Genomic DNA, 18,722 nt, shown 5'->3' on the forward strand with positions numbered 1-18,722 from the left:
TCTCAGCGGCGGCGACGGTTCAGCGGACCAGGTCGAGGACTCGGAAGAAGGCCCCGGCCGGGGGCAGGAACCAGGGCGGTCCGAAGTGGCCGGGCACCGGCAGGAAGGTCAGATCTCTCCACGGATTCGCCGTGGTGTCGCCGGTGACGATGTGGGAGAGGACCTTTCCCATGTGGGTGGCCATTTGCACGCCGTGGCCGCTGTAGCCGACGGAGTAGTACAGGCCGTCTTGTTCGCCCGCGTGCACCATCTGATCGACCGACATGTCGACCAGACCACCCCAGCAGTAGTCGATGCCGACATCGGCGAGCTGCGGGTAGACCTTGGTCATGGCCCGCTTCAGGATCTGACCGCTCTTGATGTCGGATCCGCTGTTCGACATCGCAAACCGCGCACGACCACCGAAGAGGAGCCGGTTGTCCGGGGTGATGCGGAAGTAGTAGAGCAGGTGCTTGCTGTCGGCGGCGACGCGTTTGCGGGGGAGCAGCTCGTCGACGACGTGCTGGGGGAGCGGTTCGGTGACGATGATGAAACTGCCGATCGGCACGATCCGGCGCCGCAGCCAGGGGGTCAGGCCTCCGGTGTAGCCGCTGGTGGCGACGACGACCTGGTCGGCCCGCACCACACCCCGAGCGGTCTGGATGTCGTGCTGGTATCCGTCCCGTTTGGTCATGGCGGTGACCTTGCAGCCCTCGTGGATCGACACGCCGTTGGCGGCGGCCGCCCGCGCGAGCCCGTGGACGAGTTTGCCGACGTGTACCCCGGCGCCGAGGGGGTCGACCATCGCGCCGTGGTAGAAGGAACTGCCGATCTCGTCGCGAATGTCCTGGGGCGGGATCAGGGCGACGTCTTGGCCGGTGTACTTGCTGATCAGTTCCGCGGACCGCTCGAATCCGGTGTAGTGACTGGGTTTGCAGGCCAACGTCAGTTTCCCGGTGCGCTCGAATGCGCAGTCGATGCCCTCGGTGGTGACGAGGTCTTCGATCGTGTCGATGGCGGCGTTGTAGGCGAGGAACATCTCCCTCGCCCGTTCGGGTCCGTACCGTCGCACCGCGGTGGGAAAGGAAATGGCCAGCCCGGTGGTGGCCATGCCCCCATTGCGTCCGGAGGCACCCCATCCGATCGTGTGCTCCTCGAGCAGCACCACCGAGGCGCCGGCTCGCGCCACATGCAGTGCGGTCGACAGCCCGGTGAGACCGGCGCCGATGACGGCGACGTCGGCGTGCGCGGGCACATCGTTGCGGCGGTAGTCCGCTCCTGGCTCGGCCGTGTCCAGCCAGTAGGACCCGAGCTTCACGATGCGTCCGCGGTGCTCATCGCGCGCAGCCCGAGCAGCGCCGGCACTCCGCCCAGGTCCGTGGTCTCGGCGTAGCCGTAGAACGGTGTAGACGGATCGTAGCCACGGTTGACGTAGACCTTGTGCGTGATTCGAAGCTCGTGCGCCGGTATCACGTCGTACCAGATGTGCGAGGAGACGTGCAGGATCTCACTCGGTTTGGCATCGAGTTGGTCGAGCATGTACTCGAACGCCCGGTAGCGGGGCTTGTAGGCACCGGCCTGCTCGGCGGTGAAGACCCGGTGGAAGTCGACACCGAGTTGCTCGATGTTGCGGGCCAGCATGCTGTCGACCGCATTGGACAAGATCACCAGCGGATATTCCGCGGCCAATGCCGCGAGAGGTTCCGGCACGTCCGGGTGCGGGCCCCACGAGCCGACCGCCTCGATGATGGCGTCGACGTCCGAGGGCTTGAACTGAATTCGCCAGCGGTTGCAGGCGCGGAGCCAGGAGTCGCGCAGCAGCTGGGGATACAACTTGAACGGCCCGAGCACTTCATCCATCCGGTATGCCCGGAAGTCGGCATTGAAGGCCGCGACATCGGCAGGGGCGATTGTGTCTTTGATGAGCGGCGCGACCGCCTCGGCCATCTGGAAGTTGGTCAGTGTCCCGTAGCAGTCGAACGTGATGAACTTGGGTTCGAAATCGCTCAGTTCCATGACGGTGAAATGTCCTTTCCTGTCAGCTGTTGGAGACGGTGAGATCCGGGGTGACGGCGTATCGCGCGAGGGGGTCGTCGACGAAACTCTCGATGGTCTCCAGCCGTGCGGCGGTGGTCTGTTCGTGGGCGATGAAGGTGGTGACGGCGTCCGCTTGCAACTGCGAGGCGACGTCGGCGTAGATCGCGTTCCGTCGTTGCGGGTCGTTCTCGGTGTTCGCGGCGCTCAGTTGCGCGTCGATCGCCGGATCGCAGTACTGGCTGATGTTGAATCCCCCACCGCAGGAGTAGTCGGCGGTGAGAAACCCCAGAGGATCGGCGATGTCGGTGAGGTGATTACGGGACAGCAGCGCGAGGTCGTATGAGCCGTCCAACAGCGAGGGCTCGATTGCCGAGTAGTCACTGACCTGCACGCCGACGTCGATTCCGATCTCGGCCAGGTTGGCTTGGATCACCGCGGCGAGGTCCGCGAACTCGGGGCGCTCGGTGTAGGCGAGCAGCGTCAGCTTCAGTTGTCCCGGTGCGTATCCCGCTGCGGTGAGCAGACGGCGGGCCTGGTCGAGGTTGCGGTTCACCGGTTGAGAATCGGGGGCCCACGCTTCGGTGGGCGCGAACGGTCCGATGGCCGGGTGCGCCTGCCCGCCGAAGACACTGGCGGTGATCGACTCGACGTCGACCGCAGCCTGCACGGCCTTACGCACCTCGGGATTGTCGAACGGTGCCCGGGATTGATTGAAATACAGGCCGGTGGTGCGCGGGGTGAACGCACTACTGACCTTGATGCGCGCATCGCCCTCGAGCTCCGGGACGGTCGATGCGGGAAGTCCGAGGGCGATCTGCGACTCACCGGTGCGGACCTGCGTGGCCCGGGTGGCGCCCTCCGGAATGAACCGGGCCGTCACCGACTTGAGCGGTACGTTCCCGCCCCAGTAGGCGGTGTTTCCTTCCAGGGTCATCGACTGGGCCGGGGTTTGCGCGACCGGAGTGTAGGGGCCGGTGCAGTGCGAGAGCGGGTCGATGCCGGTGCCGGTGTACGCGGCCGGCGCCAGAATTCCGGTGTTGATACTCGCCAAACGGAAGGGCACCAGCGCGCTCGGTTCGGGAGTGCGTATCCGCACAGTCGAATCATTCAGTGCTTCAACGGACGTGATCAGCTTCGGAGTGAAGGCCCGGGGCGGAGCATCTGCTCGGAGTAGGTATTGCAGGGAGGCGACCACGGCGGCCGTCGTGAGGTCGGTCCCGTCCTGGAATTTCACCCCCTCTCGAAGCGTGAAGTCCCAGGCCGTGGGTTCGGTCTGAACCCACTCCGTTGCCAGAAGCGGCACGAGTGCGCCGGCCTCGGCGTCGTATTTCACCAGGGTTTCGAGGCAACCGACTTGGGAGAGGACGAACGCGTCGTCGGTTTCGAGGGAGTAGTTCGCCCGCGGGGTGAATTGCAGGCTGACCGTCAGATTGTCGGCGGAGCCCGAACCGCTGGTTGTGCTGCCTTCGAAACTGCCACAGGCAGTTGCAGCGAGTGCTCCGGCCACAACGACGGCCGGCCATCGAACACATCTTGAGATTCGCATGAATGCCACCAAGGAATTGGGATGGACCGGCCGGGGAAGGTGCCGGTTTTGAACCAGCCAGAGCTTCGTGGGTCTGGTTGACAATCAAACTAAGGAGGCTCCGTAAACATTGTCAACAACTACATCATTGCGGTCCATGTTGTTAACACTTGCGCAACACCCGCAGATGCCTTGTGGCCCTGATTTACTCCCGCGGGTGGGGCGAGTGCCGGACCTCTTCGGAGAGTGATCGGAGTGCATCCACCGCTGCCGCCTCCTTCCGGTAGACCGAAGATTCTCGGCGCGGCTGGGTTCCTAGAACGGTTACTGTACAGCGCAATCCGTGGCCAAGGCATCGAAATGGGGATCGGACGCCGAACGGGCTGCGGTGCCGCGAATCCGACGGTAATACGCCGTCCATGCTTTCGGTCGCAGCGCTGGGTTCGGGCATGAAAAGGCTGTGTCACGGGCCCAATTCCCGAAAATGGCGATCCCGCGACGGATTCGCGTCCCGCTGTTAACAATGTTGCCGTTGTAGCTGACTGGGCGTCGTCGAACGTGAACCCGGGAACGTCGTTCGCGTTGACGGAACCCTGACGAGGTCCTAATGTATCAGGTGAAATATCACGGTGTCACTGTCGACGCCTCATCCAGAGACAGGACCTCCTTCATGAGGAATCACCCCGCGATCTCAGCCACCGACACGAGCTCTGTGGGCAGCCATGCGCCGAAACACGAACACGGAGCTCATGCGCACTCCCGCACTGCCAGCGGACATGCCGACCACGCCCACGACGACCAGCGCCACGAGAACCACGGCCACGGTGACCACAGCCCCGGTCACGGCCATCCTCACGGCGACCACGATGACCAGCGCCACGACGACCACAGCCCCGGTCATGGGCACGGCCACGGACACGGCGACCACGATGACCACGACCACGGACACGGCGCCCTGGCCAAGCTCAAGCACATCTTCGTTCCGCACTCACACGACGCCAACGAGGCGATCCAATCGGCTCAGGAATCGAGCGGCCAAGGCATTCGCGCGGCATGGATCGGCCTCGCGGGAATGATGACCACGGCGATCCTGCAGATCTTCATCGTCGCGATATCCGGCTCGATCGCCCTTCTCGCCGACACCCTGCACAACCTCGGACACGCCATGACCACCATTCCGCTGGTCATCGCCTTCAGGATCGGACAACGCGCCGCCAGCAAGCGCTACAGCTACGGCTACCGACGCGCAGAAGATCTTGTCGGGGTGCTGATTTCGCTGGTCATCGCCGCATCGGCCGCCCTGATCATCTACGAATCGATCGATGCGTTGATCAACCCACGACCTCTGACGAACCTGGGTTGGGTCTTCGCCGCCGGCCTCGTCGGCGCCCTCGGCAACGAGGTCGTCGCGGTCTACCGGATCCGTACCGGCCGCAAGATCGGCTCAGCAGCGTTGATCGCCGAAGGTCAGCATGCCCGCGCCGACGGATTGACCTCCATCGCCGTGGTCGTGGGCGTCATCGGTGTCTGGTTCGGATTCGAACGCCTCGATGCCATCATCGGGCTGTTCATCGCAGCGGCCATCCTGTGGATCCTGTTCAACTCCATGCGCACCATCTGCCGCCGACTGATGGACGGGGTCGACCCGGGCGTCATCGAAAGCATGACGACGACCGTGGCCGCCGTCGACGGCGTGGTCGACGTCGATCGTGTCCGAGCTCGCTGGAGCGGTCACCGGATGGAGGCCGACGCCAATGTCGTTGTCTCCAAGGGACTGAGCGTGGTGGACGGCCATCACATCGCCGAACAGGTCCAACACCAGCTGCTGCACACCACGCCGCACCTGGAAGAGGTCGTCGTCCACCTCCACCCGGACCTGAGCGCCGGCGAACTCGACGAGCTGCACGAGCTGTCCGGACACCATGCCAGCGCCGAAGCGCGCAGCCGCTATCTGGCGAAAACCCGCAGGTAACCGGCGCAACCCGCGGCGGCCCAACCCATCTCCAGGCGCACCGGCCGACCCCTGCCGCGGACACCGACCACCACTGAGCACTATGCACACATTTGGAGGCAAAGACCATGTCTGGTGACACTACGAGCGGCGAGCACGACTTCGTCGTACGGGAGTTGACCATCGACGACCTGCCCGAAGCTCGCGCACTGATGTTGCGGTCGGTAGTCGAGGACTTCGGGGATGAATACGATCCCCGCGTCCACGCCGACATCGACGACATGATCGGCTGGTATCTCGAACCCGAGGGCCCATTCATGCTGGTCGTGGCAGATCGCGCGACGGGGGAACTGCTCGCCACCGGCGGCATCCGCGGGGGAGCGCTGAAGGAAGGACTGAGCCCGCAGAACCTCGTCGAGCGGTATCGGGACGGCCACACCGGCCAACTGGTTCGCGTCTACGTCCTTCGCGAACACCGCCGGCGCGGCATCGCACGTATCGTCGTCGACGCCGTCCTCGAACGCGTTGCGCAGGAAGGCATTTACGCGACGATCGCGCTGCACACCTTTCGGCATTCACCAGGGGCAATCCCATTCTGGCTCTCCATGGGCGCCCGGATCATCGAAGACGACACCACCGGGATATCTCGCGCGATCTTCCTCGAAATCCCGGTCGACGACGCAACCGCAGCCCACTGCTGCAAGTCCACCGCATACAGCCAGTCCAGCATCTGAAATTTTCGTATCCACCCGAGAAAGTCCGTATCCAACCGAGAAGGCAGGCGAACACATGACCAAGCGACGTGACCTCTTCATCTTCGTACCCGAAACCGGCAAGGCCGAGCAGGCCCAGGCCTACCTCGGCGAGTGGCTTCGTTCACTCGACGGCCACCCCGGATATCTCGGTGGCTCCGTGCTCAAGGAAGTCGCGAACGAACTGCTCCCCGACACCCTGGTCCTCGTGCTCGAGTTCGAGTCCACCGAGGCGGCGCGCGCACTGTGGCCCAAGATCGAGAACACCGTCAACCCGCTGTACCCGGACGACAAGTCCGACAAGTCACCCGACCAGGGCACCGCCTTCTTCGACGGAACCAAGCAGGCCGTGGCCGCCGGTGGACCGCTGCCACTCAAATTCACCCGAGGCAACGGGCTGCTCGCGCGAATGCTGCACATTCACGCCGCCGAGGTCGACGAGTTCGCCACCGCCGCCACCGCCGCCGTCTGACCTCGACTCTTCGACGTCCGACTCACAGATCCAGGAGAAAACCACCATGGAGACGACCGGCATACTGTGGCACCCGCAGACGCACATGCCCACCGCTCCGCAAGAGCGTCTGGTGATTACGGCCGGCGACGGCGCATGGGTGACTACCGAGGACGGCCAGCGGTTGCTCGATCTGCCGGCCGGCCTCTGGTACGCCAACGTCGGCCACGGACGCGCACGCATCGCGGACGCGGCAGCGGCACAGATCCGCACACTCGAGACGTACCACCTGTTCGGGGCACACGCCAACAAGCCCGCCCTCGAGCTCGCCGAACGGGTGTCCGCGCTGCTCCCCATCGACGACGCCTCGATCTTCTTCACCTCCGGCGGCTCGGATTCCGTCGACACCGCCTGCAAGCTGGCCCGCCGATACTGGAACGTCCTCGGCAAGGACACCAAGAAGACCATCCTCAGCCGGCGCGGCGGCTACCACGGTCTTCACGGCTTCGGCACCTCCATCGCCGGCCTCGACTTCAACCGCGAGGGATACGGCACCGCCTCACTGATTCCCGACACCGCCCGGGTCCCGCAAACAGACCTCGCCGGCACGGCCGAGGTCATCGATCGACTCGGGCCCGAGAACATCGCCGCGATCATCGTCGAACCCGTCATCGGCACCGGCGGAGTCGTACCACCACCCGAGGGCTACCTACCCGGCCTCGCCGCCCTGGCGAAAAACCACGACATCCTGCTCATCGCCGACGAGGTGATCACCGGATTCGGCCGGACAGGGCACTGGTTCGGCTGCACCCGGTGGGGCATCGAACCGGACATCATCACCATGGCCAAGGGCATCACCTCGGGATATCTCCCGCTCGGTGTGGTCGGCATCGCACCCAGGGTCGCCGAGCCGTTCTTCATCGGCGCCGACGCGCCCATCTTCCGCCACGGCCTCACCTACTCAGGCCACGCCACCGCGTGCGCGGTGGCATCAGCCAACCTCGACATCATCGAGGAAGAAGACCTCGTTCGCAGAGCCGCGGACCTGGAACCCGTGCTCGCACAGGCCCTGACACCACTGACCCGATCACCCTTCGTCGCCGAGGTCCGCGCCATCGGCCTGATGGCCGGAATCCAGTTACATCCCGACATCGACGGAAACGAAGTGGTGCGCGACTGCCGGCGAGAAGGTGTCCTGACCCGGCTCCTGGCCGACAACACGCTGCATGTCTGCCCACCGTTCGTCATCACCAAAGAGGAGATCGAATTCGCGATGTCGGTGATCGGCGACCAACTCTCCGCGCTCGAAGACAAGGCGGCCTGACATGACCAGCATCGACGCGGCCACCAAACCCGCACTGGTCTCAGCTCTGGCGATCCCCACCGGATTTCTCGCCGGAACCCGAACACGGCAACCTCTTCGAGGTGATCGACCCCGCCACCGAACGGATCGTCGCCACCGCACCGGACTGCTCGGTCGCCGACGCTCGTCTGGCCCTCACGGCAGCACACGAGGCGGGCGACACCTGGGCGCGGTTCCCGTTGCGCGCCCGCGCCGGCATCCTGCACCGCCTGTTCGCACTTGTCCACGAACACCGCGAACGCCTGGCGGTGACGATCTCCCTCGAGGTCGGCAAGACGCTGGCCGAAGCGCGCGGTGAGGTGGACTACGCCGCGGACTACATCCGCTGGTACGCCGAGGAAGCGGTCCGGCCCGCCGGTCGAAGCACCCCGTCACCGGACGGCCGGTCCCATATCGTCACCGTCGCCGAACCTCTCGGCCCGTGCCTGCTGATCACCCCGTGGAATGTGCCATTGGCGATGGCGACGAGGAAACTCGCTCCCGCACTCGCCGCGGGCTGCACCGCCATCCTCAAACCCTCCGAATTGACACCACTGTCCTCCCTGATCTTGGCCGAACTCGCGCTCGAGGCCGGGCTGCCTCCCGGTGTGTTGTCGGTCCTGCCCACGACGGAAGCGGCGCCCGTGTGCGCCGCCCTCATGGCGGACGACAGACTGCGGAAGGTGTCCTTCACCGGCTCGACCGCCGTGGGGCGAATCCTGCTCGAACAGGGCGGCCGACGCGTCCTGCGGATGTCGATGGAGCTGGGCGGCAACGCCCCCTTCCTCGTGTTCGACGATGCCGACCTCGACACCGCCGTCGAGGAGGCCATGATCGCCAAAATGCGGATGGGCGGTCAGTCCTGCGTCGCGGCGAACCGCTTCCTGGTCCAGGACGGGGTCGCCGACCAGTTCGCCGACGCGCTCGCGGCGCGGGTAAACGCCATGCGCGTCGGTCCCCCGGGCACCGAGGGAGTCGACTTGGGGCCGCTCGTGTCCGCACCGGCAGTGGCCAAAGCCCGCCGTCTGGTCGAGGACGCCCTGGCTCGGGGCGCCTCACTGCGGGCGCAGGCAAAGGTCCCCGACGGCCCTGGTTTCTATTATCCGCCAACCGTTCTCGACAACGCGGATCGCGGCGCCCTGATCTGCCGTGAAGAGGTCTTCGGCCCCGTCGCGGCCATCTCACGATTCAGGACCGAGGACGAGGCCCTCGCCCTGGCCAACGACACGGAGTACGGGCTGGCGGCATACCTGGTGACCCGGGATCTGGGACGGGCAAGCAGCGTCGCCGGGCGGCTACAGGCCGGGATGATCGGCATCAACCGGGGTCTCGTCTCCAACGTCGCGGCGCCATTCGGCGGCATCAAACAATCAGGGCTCGGCAGAGAAGGCGGCGCCGAGGGCCTTCTCGAGTACCAACAGACGAAATACCTGGCCGTACCGCCGCTGTACAGCTGAGCTCCGCCACAAGCGCTACTCCACCGGAAAGTTTCGCAGTCCCCAAGCTTGGCGGCCCGGTCACCGCGTCACGTGGGGACTGCGCTCGTCATGCCGGTGTCCGGGTCTCCGGTGCCCACTCCTGCAGATTCCGTCCGGGGGCGAGGAACTCCACATCCCGGTCCGTCGATCCCTCGATGATCTGATCGGCGACGACATCGCCCATGACCGGCGCGAATTTGAATCCAGCCCCGGAGAAGCCACACGCCACCACGATCTGTTCCGTGCCCGGAACCGCTCCGACCATCGGCTGACCGTCCGTGGTGTACCCCTCCATGTTGACCGTCGTCGTGATCGGATCCGGATGGAGCCCGGGAAAATACTCTTCGACCACATCCCGGAAGTAGCGAACAATGCTGTGGCCCACAGTCAATGCCGGATTCTCGGTGTCATAGACGATGGGATGACCGCTGGTATAGATGCCGACCTTGACCGTAGCCCCATCGATGGTGGGAAAGCCGTACGCGCGGATGTCACCCACTCGTTCGAACACCGGAAACCTCGACGACCGATAGGCGTCGACGTCGCGGGGCAGGTACCACGCCTGCACGAGCCGTCTCGGCAATACCGTCGCCGCGGCTGCCGGCAGCAGGTCCCGCGCCCACGGGCCCGGCGCAACCACCACACGGCTGTAGCGGCGGACACCCTCGGCAGTTCGCACCGTTACACCGGCACCGTCCGGCTCGACGCCCAACACCCGGGTGTAATCGGAGACCGTCGCCCCGAGAGCCCGTGCGCGGTCCACGGCGGTGACGACACTGAGTTCGGGTCGGAGGAAACCCCCGAAGGGATCGGTGATCGCGGCGTCGGTCGGCCGTACCAGGTGTTGGGGGTACCGTCTGGCGAGCTCCGTGCTGTCGAGCAGCTCGTGTTCGAGCCCCGCCGCCATTGCCGACTGATGGGCGAGAATCAGTGCGTCGCTGTCGTTCGGCCCGAGAATGAGACCGCCCGTGATCTCGAGCAGCCCGCGCCCGGTGGTGTGCTCGAGTTCCCTCCACAGACCGAGTGCGTCGAGCGCCAGGGGAGTGCATTGATGAACACGTTGGCTCTGCGCCGAGAACCGCCGGGTCTGGCCGGCCGAGGCGCCGCGGTCGTGACCGACCCCGAAACGCTCGTATCCGTGGACCCGGACGCCACGCTCGGCCAGGCGCCACAACGCCATGGACCCGATCGCACCGAGTCCAACGATGGCGACCTCGGCGTCATCTTTCGAAGGCTGTGTCATGGAGCTACTTTCGGTGTGGGGAGTCGGTGGGGGAGTCCGCCGCAGCTAGCGGCGGCGCTCTGATAGCGATGTCCGCGGCTGACCCGCGGACCCGGCTGTACATGTCACGCACATTCCACCCTGCATTCTGATATTTTACTAGAAACATCACAAGGGCGTGGAATGGACGGAGAGACGACCGTGACGACAAGCCGGGACACGGAGCTGGTCTCGTTGCGCCGCGCGCTGCACGCCCACCCCGAACTGGGATTCTGCGAGATAGAAACCGCAGCGCGCATCATCGACGAACTCGCCACGGCGGTCGACACACTCGAATTCGGCAGCACGGTCTGCGCCGTCGCAGAACTCGCCGGCCTCCCACCCGCCGAGGAACTCGACCATGCACGCCGCCGCGCCCTCGAGGCGGGCATCGAGCCCGAACTGGTGGAACGCCTCGGCCACGGCAACACCGGCGTCGTCGCGAGCGTGCGGGGACGCAGGCCCGGACCGGTCATCGCGCTGCGATGCGACATGGACGGACTTCCCATCACCGAGTCCGAGGACGCCGCTCACCCGCCGTTTCGCGGCGGCTTCGCCTCGGAGGTCTCGGGCATCATGCACGCCTGCGGGCACGACGGCCACGTAGCCATCGGCGTGACGCTGGCGAAACGCCTCGCTGAAGACCGGAACTTCGCCGGCGAGCTCAGGGTGATCTTTCAGCCCGCAGAAGAGGGCGTGCGTGGGGCGCGAGCGATGGTGGCCGCGGGCGCCGCACGCGGCGTCGACGTCATGCTGGGGCTCCACCTCGGGATCGGTCTCGACGTGGGAACCGTCGCGAGTAGCACCTCAGGGGTGATGGCCACCGAGAAGTGGAAGATCGAATTGACGGGGGCCCCCGCACATGCCGCCCTCGCCCCGAGCGAGGGACGCAACGCGCTGTTGGGCGCCGCGACGATCGCCCTCGGATTGCACGCGCTACCGCCGTTCGCGCAGGCAACCACCCGTGTCAACGTCGGCAAAATGACGGCCGGCACCTCGGCCAACATCATCGCCGACAGCGCAGAAATACACTGCGAACTTCGTGCCGACGACACCGACGTCTTCGCGGAGTTGACCTCACGGGCCCGTGACGTCGTCCTCGGCGCCGCCGGCATGTACGGGCTCGGCGCACGGATTGATGTGATCGGCAGCGCGGAGGTTGCCGTCTGCGACTCGGAAATTGCCCGGGCCCTGGACCGATGCGCACACACCGTGGACGACATCACGAACGCTCTACCGACCGCCCCGATGTCCGCGAGCGACGACGTCACCCTCTTCATGGCCGACGTGCAGCGCCGCGGCGGGAAAGCCACCTTCGTCCTCGTGGGTGCGAGTAGCCCGGCCCCGCATCACCATCCTCGATTCGACATCGATGAAAGGTCGCTGCCGATCGCGGCCGACTGGCTGGAACAGTTCATCCGCACACAGGACTACCATCGATGATATTTCACGGTCTGTCCCACGACCCCGTGGAGCAGGCAGGGCCGACGACGAAGGAGTTCGAGACAGTGGAGATCAGCGGCGGGGCGCGGGTTGGCTCTGCCACCGGCGCCAGTGCAACGGAAAACGCATATCGGCATATCAAGCGCCTCATTTTGACCAGCGAACTCGCCCCCGGAACCGAGCTACGCGAGGCCACACTCTCCGAATCGACAGGCTTCGGACGCAGTCCCGTGCGCGAGTCGCTACGGCGGCTGGTACAGGAAGGCTTCGTAGACGTCCGCGCTCGCCAGGGCTATCGGGTGTCGGTAGTGACCATGGCGAGCGTCAGAGACCTGTTCGAGATGCGGCTCCTCCTCGAACCGGCGGTCGTCGAGCTCGCGGCAGAGCGAGCGCCGATGGCCGAACTGGAGGCACTGCACTCACTCGCTCACCAAACCTACGTCAGCGGAGACATCCATAGCTACGAGAAATTTCTCGAAGACAACCGCGAGTTCCATGTCCGGATCGCCCAGGCGTCCGGCAACGAAATCTTCACCCGAACCCTCAGAACGTTATTGGAGGAAATGCAGCGGCTGTTCTTCATCAGCCTCGACGGGAGCGACTCCGTTTCAGAACAGATGCACGAACACCACGACCTCCATGATGCACTGCTGGCCCGTGACGGAACACGGGCGCGCGAGATCATGATCGCGCAGATCGAGGCCAGCCGGGAACGCGTTATGGAGGGGCTGGTGGGCGCCGCCCAGCGGCCGCGCCGTGCAGCAACAGGGGTCGTTCTGTCGAGCAGTTCGTCCTCAAAGCGAGGTTACTAGCGGGCAGCGACTCACGGAACGTTGCATCTCTCCCGTGGCCTACGGTCTGACGGCCAGTTGAAGCGTCGCGGCAGATCGCATTGCTGCGTACCAACGACCTTTCCATCGGGAAACTGCATCCTCCCACGAAATTTCGGGTGCAACTATCGCGGAATCACGTGTCCAGCCGCGTATGGGTCGCTGTTCCGAACGTGCCGGCGAAGGGGATCAGTAGCAGTACCAGCATCACCGTGAGCAGCACGATGACGGCCTCGTAGCGGTCGCTTCGGCGCATCAGGCGGTTGCGGCTCCACAGTCCGAGCCGCCACCACCGGATCGGTGTGGGTACCGGTGCCGGTTCCGCGGGGCGCATTGGTCACCTCCAGCAGGGTTCCGCTTGTCCTCCTTCGATTGTGCGACGGAACCCGAGGCGGTGTTCTCGCACGTTGTCCGGAAGGCCGTGGAACGCCGACGGAGGTGTTCTAGGCGGAGTGCTTCTGGATGTATTCCTCGACTGCCTCGCGCATGAGTTCGCTGGGCTTGCGGTGCTGACGCTGCGCGAGTTCGTCGAGTTTGTTGCTCAGCGGCAGTGGAAGCCGGACTTGGCGTTTGGGGGAGGCACCGCTGATGCCCGCGTCCTGCGCCAGGGACGGGCGGCCGGCGCCAACCCTCTCGAGTAGGGCCTTACCGGCGGCGGCGGCGTCCGCGCCGCGCTTGGCGGTGGCTGAGTCCTTCGGCAGCGTCATGTCGTGCTCGGCCCACTCAGCGAGCTCGTCGTAATCGGTATTCTTATCGTTGCTGTTCATTGGTATGTCACCTCTTTTGGGTGGTGGTGCTGGGCGATCTGTTCGGATACCACTGGGTGGGTGGTGCATCGGGTTGCGGTGCCGGGTTCCTTCGCCCCCGGCGCCTGACGGATCAGGGACGGTCCCTCATGCGAGCGAGGTGCTTTTCCCGCGCCTCCATCACGTGGAAGACCACCATGCCTCGCGGTGGAACGATCTCCACCATGACCTCGAGCAGCGGCCCACCCAGTGTCCGCGGGGGACCGATGAACAGCCAAGGCTTCGCGTGACCGGGGACGCGGGGCTCGTCGAACTCCTGCTCGACGTAGAGGGCGTTCTCGATCGCATGCAACGCGTCCTCGTGGTCGATCCCGTGCTTGTCCGCGCTGTTCGCCCATTCGACTGCCACACGAATACTGTACTACAAAATCGATGGTTTCTGTAGTACAATATCCCGGTCGGGTGATCATCGACGACCGCCAGCGTTGGTTGTTTATCCAGACGGCCAAGAATCCTGACGCAAAGCCGGGAGGATCGGCAAGCCGACTGCTCGTTGTGTCGGGTCAGCCGCACTCCACAGCGGGGAACGACCTGATACGGAATCAGGCTTGTCAAGGAGGCAAGGCGAAGCGGCGTCCATGACCGTCGTCGTGGACGCCGCTTCCTGTTGACTGGAAGGGTCCGCGGGTTGTGACGAGCGTGTCGGCATCGACGCGTTGTCAGTCTGACCCGATATCGAACAGTGTGCGGACAGTGGGGAATCCGGGCGGACGGGTTCTTCTCTCGCATCGTGGTGATCGCCGATCAGTGCGCAGCGTCGGTCCAGCGCAAGCTGGATCTCCGAACGTTGTGGCGATTGCTGGGCTGCTCTTGACAGCGACTCTCGGTAAGCGAAGACTTACCGTTCGTAGGTACTTACCAAGCTGGAGACGAATGGGGTGCGCTCGCTGATCGGACGAGGCGCACGATTCTCGAGCGTCTGGCCGAGGGTCCGTGTGCGGTCGGTGAGCTGGCCCGGGAGCTGCCGATCAGCCGGCCTGCGGTTTCGCAGCACCTGAAGGTGCTCAAGGACGCCGGGCTGGTGGGTGATCGGGCGGTCGGCACGCGCCGCATTTATCACCTCGACCCGGCCGGGATCAGCGTGCTGCGCTCGCAGCTCGACCGGTTCTGGGCACAGGCCCTGACCGCGTACAAGGACGCGGTCGAACAACCCGCAGGAGAGGTCATGACACAGACACATGCCGAGTCGGTGCACAAGCAGGTCGTGGTGAACGCAGGTGTGGAGCGAGCGTTCTCGCTGTTTATCGAGCGATTCGATGCGATCAAGCCGCGTGAGCACAACATCATGGCGGTCCCGATCGCCGAGACCGTGTTCGAACCGAGGGTGGGCGGCAACATCTACGACCGCGGTGTGGACGGCACCGAATGCCGGTGGGCGCGGGTGCTGGCCTATGAGCCGCCGAGCCGGGTGGTGTTCAGTTGGGACATCAACGGGCACTGGCAGATCGAGACCGACCCGGCCAAGACCAGCGAGGTGGAGGTCCGGTTCATCGCCGAATCCGCCGATCGCACCCGGGTCGAGGTCGAGCACCGCAACCTCGAGCGCCACGGCCCGGGTTGGGAAGCGGTCCGCGACGGTGTCGAACACGACGCCGGGTGGCCGCTCTACCTGCAGCGCTACCGTGGCGCCGTCGACAGTGAGCAGCACTGATGGCACCGATCACGACCAGCATCGACGTCGACCGCCCACCGAGGCAGGTGTTCGCCTGTCGTCACCGACCCGACCCGCTTCGCCGAGTGGCAGAAGGGCGTCGTCAGCGGCCACATGGACGGTGACGGGACCTCGCAGGTCGGCGAGAAATGCCTCACCACGCGCCGCATCGGGTTCGCCGAGCGTCCGGTCACGTCCGAACTCACGCACATCGACCCGCCGAGAACATGGGGTGTGCACGGTGTCGACGGCCCGATCCGTGCCGTGGTGAATGTGTCCGTCGATCCGCTCGATTCCGGACACCGCTCCCGGGTGACGATCGCCGTCGACTTCGAAGGCCACGGGATCGGGAAAGTTCTCGTGCCACTCGCTGTGCGCCCCCAGGCCCGTAAGGAGATGCCGAGCAATCTGGCCGCACTCCAGCAGCGTCTGGAAGCATCACCGGCACAGCCGAACTAGGCGGGGTACATCCTCGCCACCCGGGATGGGGCTGCTCATCCTTTCGGCGCACGCTGCGTGCTCGTGCGGATGGGTTTGGGGTGGGTTTCGTACATGCGGGCGGCGACGACGAGGGCGCAGGCGCCGCTGACGGCGGCGGCCGCCCAGACGGCGGCGTGCATGCCCATCAGGTCGGCGACGATGCCGCCGGCGATGGCGCCGACGGCGTAGCCGCTGTCGCGCCAGACCCGGTAGATCCCGACGGCGCGGCCGCGCCAGGCCGGGTGCGCGACGTCGCCGATCACGGCGAGCAGGGTGGGGTAGACCATGGCGGTGCCGGCTCCGAGCAGCACAGTGCCTGCGGCCCACCCGAGGAAGGCGTCTGAGGCGGCGATCAGGGCGAGGGCGGCAGCCTGCAGGGTCATGCCGGCGGTGATCAGGTGCTTGCGGCCGATGCGGTCCGACAGGGCGCCGGTGACCAACTGGCCGGCGCCCCACACGCCGGGGTAGAGGGCGAACAGCAGCCCGATCTGGCCGGCGCCCAGGTCGGCGGTGGCGAACAGCAGCGGGAACAGGCCCCAGGAGAGCCCGAAGTTGAGGTTGTTGACCAGGCCGGCCTGGCTCGCCGAGGACAGGGCGGGCTCGGTGAAACTCGTTGCCATGGCGATCTGCCGGTCGGTCAGGTCCGCGTGCAGGTGGTCGTGCGCACCGTCCGCGCGGGGGATGTGCTGCGCGGCCTCGAGACGGGCGTGGTCGCGGGTTTCGTGGATGAACACCCCGGACAGCAGCAGCGCGAGGGCGGTGTAGGCCAGTCCGAGCAGGAACGGGGCCGGTCGCAGGCCGAACTGCTCGGCCAGGTACCCGGCCAGCAGCGAACTGACGGCCACGGCCCCGTAGCCGGCGGCCTCGTTCAGGCCCATCGCCAGGCCGCGGCGGGCGGGGCCGACCAGGTCGATCTTCATCACCACGGTGGTCGACCAGGTCAGGCCCTGGTTGATGCCGAGGAGCACGTTGGCGGCGACCACCCACCACCAGTTGGGGGCGGCGATGAGCATCAGCGGGACGGGAATGGCGAACAGCCAGCCCACCAGCAGCACCGGTTTGCGGCCGTAGCGGTCGGAGAAGGTCCCGGCGAGGTAGTTGGCGGCGGCCTTGGTGATCCCGAACGCCGCCACGTAGGTGAAGATGAATGTGTAACCGGTGAGGGCGAATTCGCCTGAGGCGAGCAGCGGCAGCACGGTCTGCTGCTGGCCGACCATGCCACCGACGAGGGCGTTGACGGCGACGAGCAGGCTGAACTGGGCCAGGTTGGGGCCCAGGCCGAGTCGGATCGGCCGGGGCGAGGTGGTGCTCATGCGCCGGTCTTCGCTGATGTGCCGGTCTCGAGGGTGCGGCCGGTGGCGGCGGCCCAGTCGTCGGGTCCGCCCTCGAACACCGTGAGGTTCCGGTGCCCGGCGCGTTCGAGCAGGCTCGCCGCGCCCATCGCGCGTTCCCCGTGCCCGCACATCACCACGGTCGGCTCGTCCGGCAGGTCGTCGACCCGGCCCGGGAGGGCACCGAGTTCGATGTGGACGGCGCCCGGCAGATGCCCGGCCAGGTATTCAGGGCGTTGCCGGATATCGAGAACCCGCACGCCCTCGACCCCGTCGGGGCCGGTCAGCGCCGTGGCGGCCACCTCGAGTTCCGCGGCGGTCCAGGCGGCGAGGCCGCCGCCGAGTTCGCCGATCAGGTTGTCGTACCCGATCTTCAATGCCTGCCACACGATCTCGTTCACGTCCTGATCGGGGTCGCGGACAATGATCAGCGGCCGGTCGGCCGGGGCGAGCCAACCCAGCCAGCTCGCGAACACCGGCCGCAGCGGAATCGAGAGAGCGCCGGGGATGTGGGCGGCCGCGAAACGGGCCAGCGGGCGCACATCGATCAGGGCGGCGCCGCCGGCCAGCCGGGCGCGGACGGTGTCGACGGTCAAGGCTGGCAGCACCGGATCCTGGTCGAGGAGTGGGGGACCGAGCCGGTTGATCTCGCCGAGACGGAGGAAGTACGGCGGATAGCTACCGAGGGATCCCAGCAGTTGGTCGACGAAGGTGTCCTCGTCCCGGGTGGCGAGCAACGGGTTGGTGGCGCGCTCGCGGGCGATGGTGCTGGTGCGGTCCGCGCCCGGCGGGGCGGAGCAGAACGACCCGGCGCCGTGGGTCGGCCAGACCGCGACGTCGCCGGGCAGCGCGGCCAGGCGCTGCAGGGAGGCGTACTGGGCGCGGGCCAGGACTTCGGTGCGATCCGGTCCGAGCAGGTCGGTGCGGGCGGCCGAACCCACGATCAACGATCCGCCGGTGAACACCCCGACCTCCTTCTCGCCGTCGAGGAGCAGGAACGACAGGTGCTCGTGGGTGTGCCCGGGCGTCATCAGTGCCCGCAGCCGCAAACCGCCCAGGTCCACCTCGTCGCCGTCGCGCAGCCCGGTATGCGGAAACTCCCGGTCCCCGGCCGCCGAGGCCAGCACCCGCGTTCCGCCGGTGGCACCGAGTTGGTGGGCGCCGGAGAGGAAGTCGGCGTGCAGGTGGGTGTCGGCGGCGAACGCGACGGTCAGCCCGCGGCGGGCGGCCGCGGCGTGGACCGCGCGCAGGTCGCGGCTGACGTCGACCGCCAACGCTCGGCCGTCGCCGAGATCCACGAGGTAGGCGGAGTTGCCGAGCCCTTCGTCGATGAGCGGTACCAGATCGATTCCGGCCATGGTGTCTCTCCTGTGTCGACTAGGTCGGGTGTCGCGGTGCAGTGCCC

At 66.3% G+C, this 18,722-nt stretch carries 18 protein-coding genes and 2 pseudogenes; 10 read left to right on the forward strand and 10 right to left on the reverse strand.

Annotated features, from left to right (window positions below; genetic code table 11):
• Nucleotides 1–19: 19 nt before the first annotated feature.
• The 4 genes from ROP_RS37395 to ROP_RS44585 form a co-directional block, all read right to left on the reverse strand.
• The gene (locus ROP_RS37395) at nt 20–1,297 is read right to left on the reverse strand and encodes an NAD(P)/FAD-dependent oxidoreductase (RefSeq protein ID WP_007295995.1); all 1,278 of its coding nucleotides are present in this window, start codon (nt 1,295–1,297) and stop codon (nt 20–22) included.
• On the reverse strand, nt 1,294–1,995 hold the full coding sequence (locus ROP_RS37400; protein ID WP_012686891.1) for a haloacid dehalogenase type II: 702 nt from the start codon (nt 1,993–1,995) through the stop codon (nt 1,294–1,296). Before ROP_RS37400 ends, ROP_RS37395 begins: the two co-directional genes overlap by 4 nt.
• 22 nt (nt 1,996–2,017) lie before the next feature.
• Nucleotides 2,018–3,562: an ABC transporter substrate-binding protein gene (locus ROP_RS37405; protein WP_231869132.1), complete on the reverse strand. Its 1,545-nt coding sequence runs from the start codon at nt 3,560–3,562 to the stop codon at nt 2,018–2,020.
• A 670-nt stretch (nt 3,563–4,232) separates the two neighbouring features.
• The gene (locus ROP_RS44585; protein ID WP_007295992.1) at nt 4,233–4,514 is read right to left on the reverse strand and encodes a hypothetical protein; all 282 of its coding nucleotides are present in this window, start codon (nt 4,512–4,514) and stop codon (nt 4,233–4,235) included.
• Between the two features lie 84 nt (nt 4,515–4,598).
• Between ROP_RS44585 and ROP_RS37410 the strand changes: the two genes are divergently transcribed.
• The 5 genes from ROP_RS37410 (at nt 4,599) to ROP_RS37430 (ending at nt 9,494) form a co-directional block, all read left to right on the forward strand.
• Nucleotides 4,599–5,513: a cation diffusion facilitator family transporter gene (locus ROP_RS37410; RefSeq protein ID WP_258085263.1), complete on the forward strand. Its 915-nt coding sequence runs from the start codon at nt 4,599–4,601 to the stop codon at nt 5,511–5,513.
• A 107-nt stretch (nt 5,514–5,620) separates the two neighbouring features.
• Nucleotides 5,621–6,226, forward strand: a complete 606-nt coding sequence (locus ROP_RS37415; protein WP_007295990.1) for a GNAT family N-acetyltransferase — start codon at nt 5,621–5,623, stop codon at nt 6,224–6,226.
• 55 nt (nt 6,227–6,281) lie between these two features.
• Complete coding sequence (locus ROP_RS37420; protein ID WP_007295989.1) at nt 6,282–6,716, forward strand: hypothetical protein; 435 nt, start codon at nt 6,282–6,284, stop codon at nt 6,714–6,716.
• A 46-nt stretch (nt 6,717–6,762) separates the two neighbouring features.
• A complete protein-coding gene (locus ROP_RS37425; RefSeq protein ID WP_012686893.1) occupies nt 6,763–8,019 on the forward strand; it encodes an aspartate aminotransferase family protein in 1,257 nt (418 codons plus the stop codon).
• A 101-nt stretch (nt 8,020–8,120) separates the two neighbouring features.
• Nucleotides 8,121–9,494 carry an NAD-dependent succinate-semialdehyde dehydrogenase gene (locus ROP_RS37430; RefSeq protein ID WP_007295987.1) on the forward strand — a complete coding sequence of 458 codons (1,374 nt, stop codon included), beginning with the start codon at nt 8,121–8,123 and terminating at the stop codon, nt 9,492–9,494.
• Nucleotides 9,495–9,582: 88 nt separating this feature from the next.
• On the opposite strand, the gene solA is transcribed toward ROP_RS37430, so the two are convergent.
• Nucleotides 9,583–10,758 (reverse strand): N-methyl-L-tryptophan oxidase, encoded by a 1,176-nt coding sequence (gene solA / locus ROP_RS37435; RefSeq protein ID WP_012686894.1) that lies wholly within the window; start codon nt 10,756–10,758, stop codon nt 9,583–9,585.
• A 180-nt stretch (nt 10,759–10,938) separates the two neighbouring features.
• Here solA and ROP_RS37440 point away from each other — a divergent pair, with 180 nt between their 5' ends.
• Nucleotides 10,939–12,219 (forward strand): amidohydrolase, encoded by a 1,281-nt coding sequence (locus tag ROP_RS37440; protein WP_039950566.1) that lies wholly within the window; start codon nt 10,939–10,941, stop codon nt 12,217–12,219.
• A 65-nt stretch (nt 12,220–12,284) separates the two neighbouring features.
• Entirely contained in the window at nt 12,285–13,031 is a 747-nt protein-coding gene (locus ROP_RS37445) for a GntR family transcriptional regulator (RefSeq protein WP_012686895.1), read from the forward strand.
• A gap of 160 nt (nt 13,032–13,191) precedes the next feature.
• On the opposite strand, the pseudogene ROP_RS37450 reads toward ROP_RS37445, so the two are convergent.
• The 3 genes and pseudogenes from ROP_RS37450 to ROP_RS37460 form a co-directional block, all read right to left on the reverse strand.
• A pseudogene (locus tag ROP_RS37450) lies at nt 13,192–13,383 on the reverse strand (hypothetical protein); the annotation flags it as partial.
• A gap of 109 nt (nt 13,384–13,492) precedes the next feature.
• Nucleotides 13,493–13,816: a ribbon-helix-helix domain-containing protein gene (locus ROP_RS37455; protein ID WP_007295982.1), complete on the reverse strand. Its 324-nt coding sequence runs from the start codon at nt 13,814–13,816 to the stop codon at nt 13,493–13,495.
• Nucleotides 13,817–13,928: 112 nt separating this feature from the next.
• Nucleotides 13,929–14,204 (reverse strand): hypothetical protein, encoded by a 276-nt coding sequence (locus ROP_RS37460; RefSeq protein WP_007295981.1) that lies wholly within the window; start codon nt 14,202–14,204, stop codon nt 13,929–13,931.
• Between the two features lie 498 nt (nt 14,205–14,702).
• Here ROP_RS37460 and ROP_RS43765 point away from each other — a divergent pair.
• The 3 genes and pseudogenes from ROP_RS43765 to ROP_RS37470 form a co-directional block, all read left to right on the forward strand.
• Nucleotides 14,703–15,002 (forward strand): annotated as a pseudogene (locus ROP_RS43765) (ArsR/SmtB family transcription factor); the annotation flags it as partial.
• A gap of 18 nt (nt 15,003–15,020) precedes the next feature.
• Nucleotides 15,021–15,506, forward strand: coding sequence for an SRPBCC family protein (locus ROP_RS37465; protein WP_039950563.1), 486 nt, complete (start codon nt 15,021–15,023; stop codon nt 15,504–15,506).
• A gap of 114 nt (nt 15,507–15,620) precedes the next feature.
• Nucleotides 15,621–15,965, forward strand: coding sequence for an SRPBCC family protein (locus tag ROP_RS37470; RefSeq protein WP_007295979.1), 345 nt, complete (start codon nt 15,621–15,623; stop codon nt 15,963–15,965).
• A gap of 35 nt (nt 15,966–16,000) precedes the next feature.
• Here ROP_RS37470 and ROP_RS37475 read toward each other — a convergent pair whose 3' ends face one another.
• Both ROP_RS37475 and ROP_RS37480 read right to left on the reverse strand, forming a co-directional pair.
• Complete coding sequence (locus ROP_RS37475; RefSeq protein WP_012686896.1) at nt 16,001–17,299, reverse strand: MFS transporter; 1,299 nt, start codon at nt 17,297–17,299, stop codon at nt 16,001–16,003.
• Nucleotides 17,296–18,675 (reverse strand): MBL fold metallo-hydrolase, encoded by a 1,380-nt coding sequence (locus ROP_RS37480; RefSeq protein WP_007295977.1) that lies wholly within the window; start codon nt 18,673–18,675, stop codon nt 17,296–17,298. Before ROP_RS37480 ends, ROP_RS37475 begins: the two co-directional genes overlap by 4 nt.
• Nucleotides 18,676–18,722 lie beyond the last annotated feature (47 nt).

It is taken from the genome of Rhodococcus opacus B4, from assembly GCF_000010805.1.
GTDB classification, from domain to species: Bacteria; Actinomycetota; Actinomycetes; order Mycobacteriales; family Mycobacteriaceae; genus Rhodococcus_F; species Rhodococcus_F opacus_C.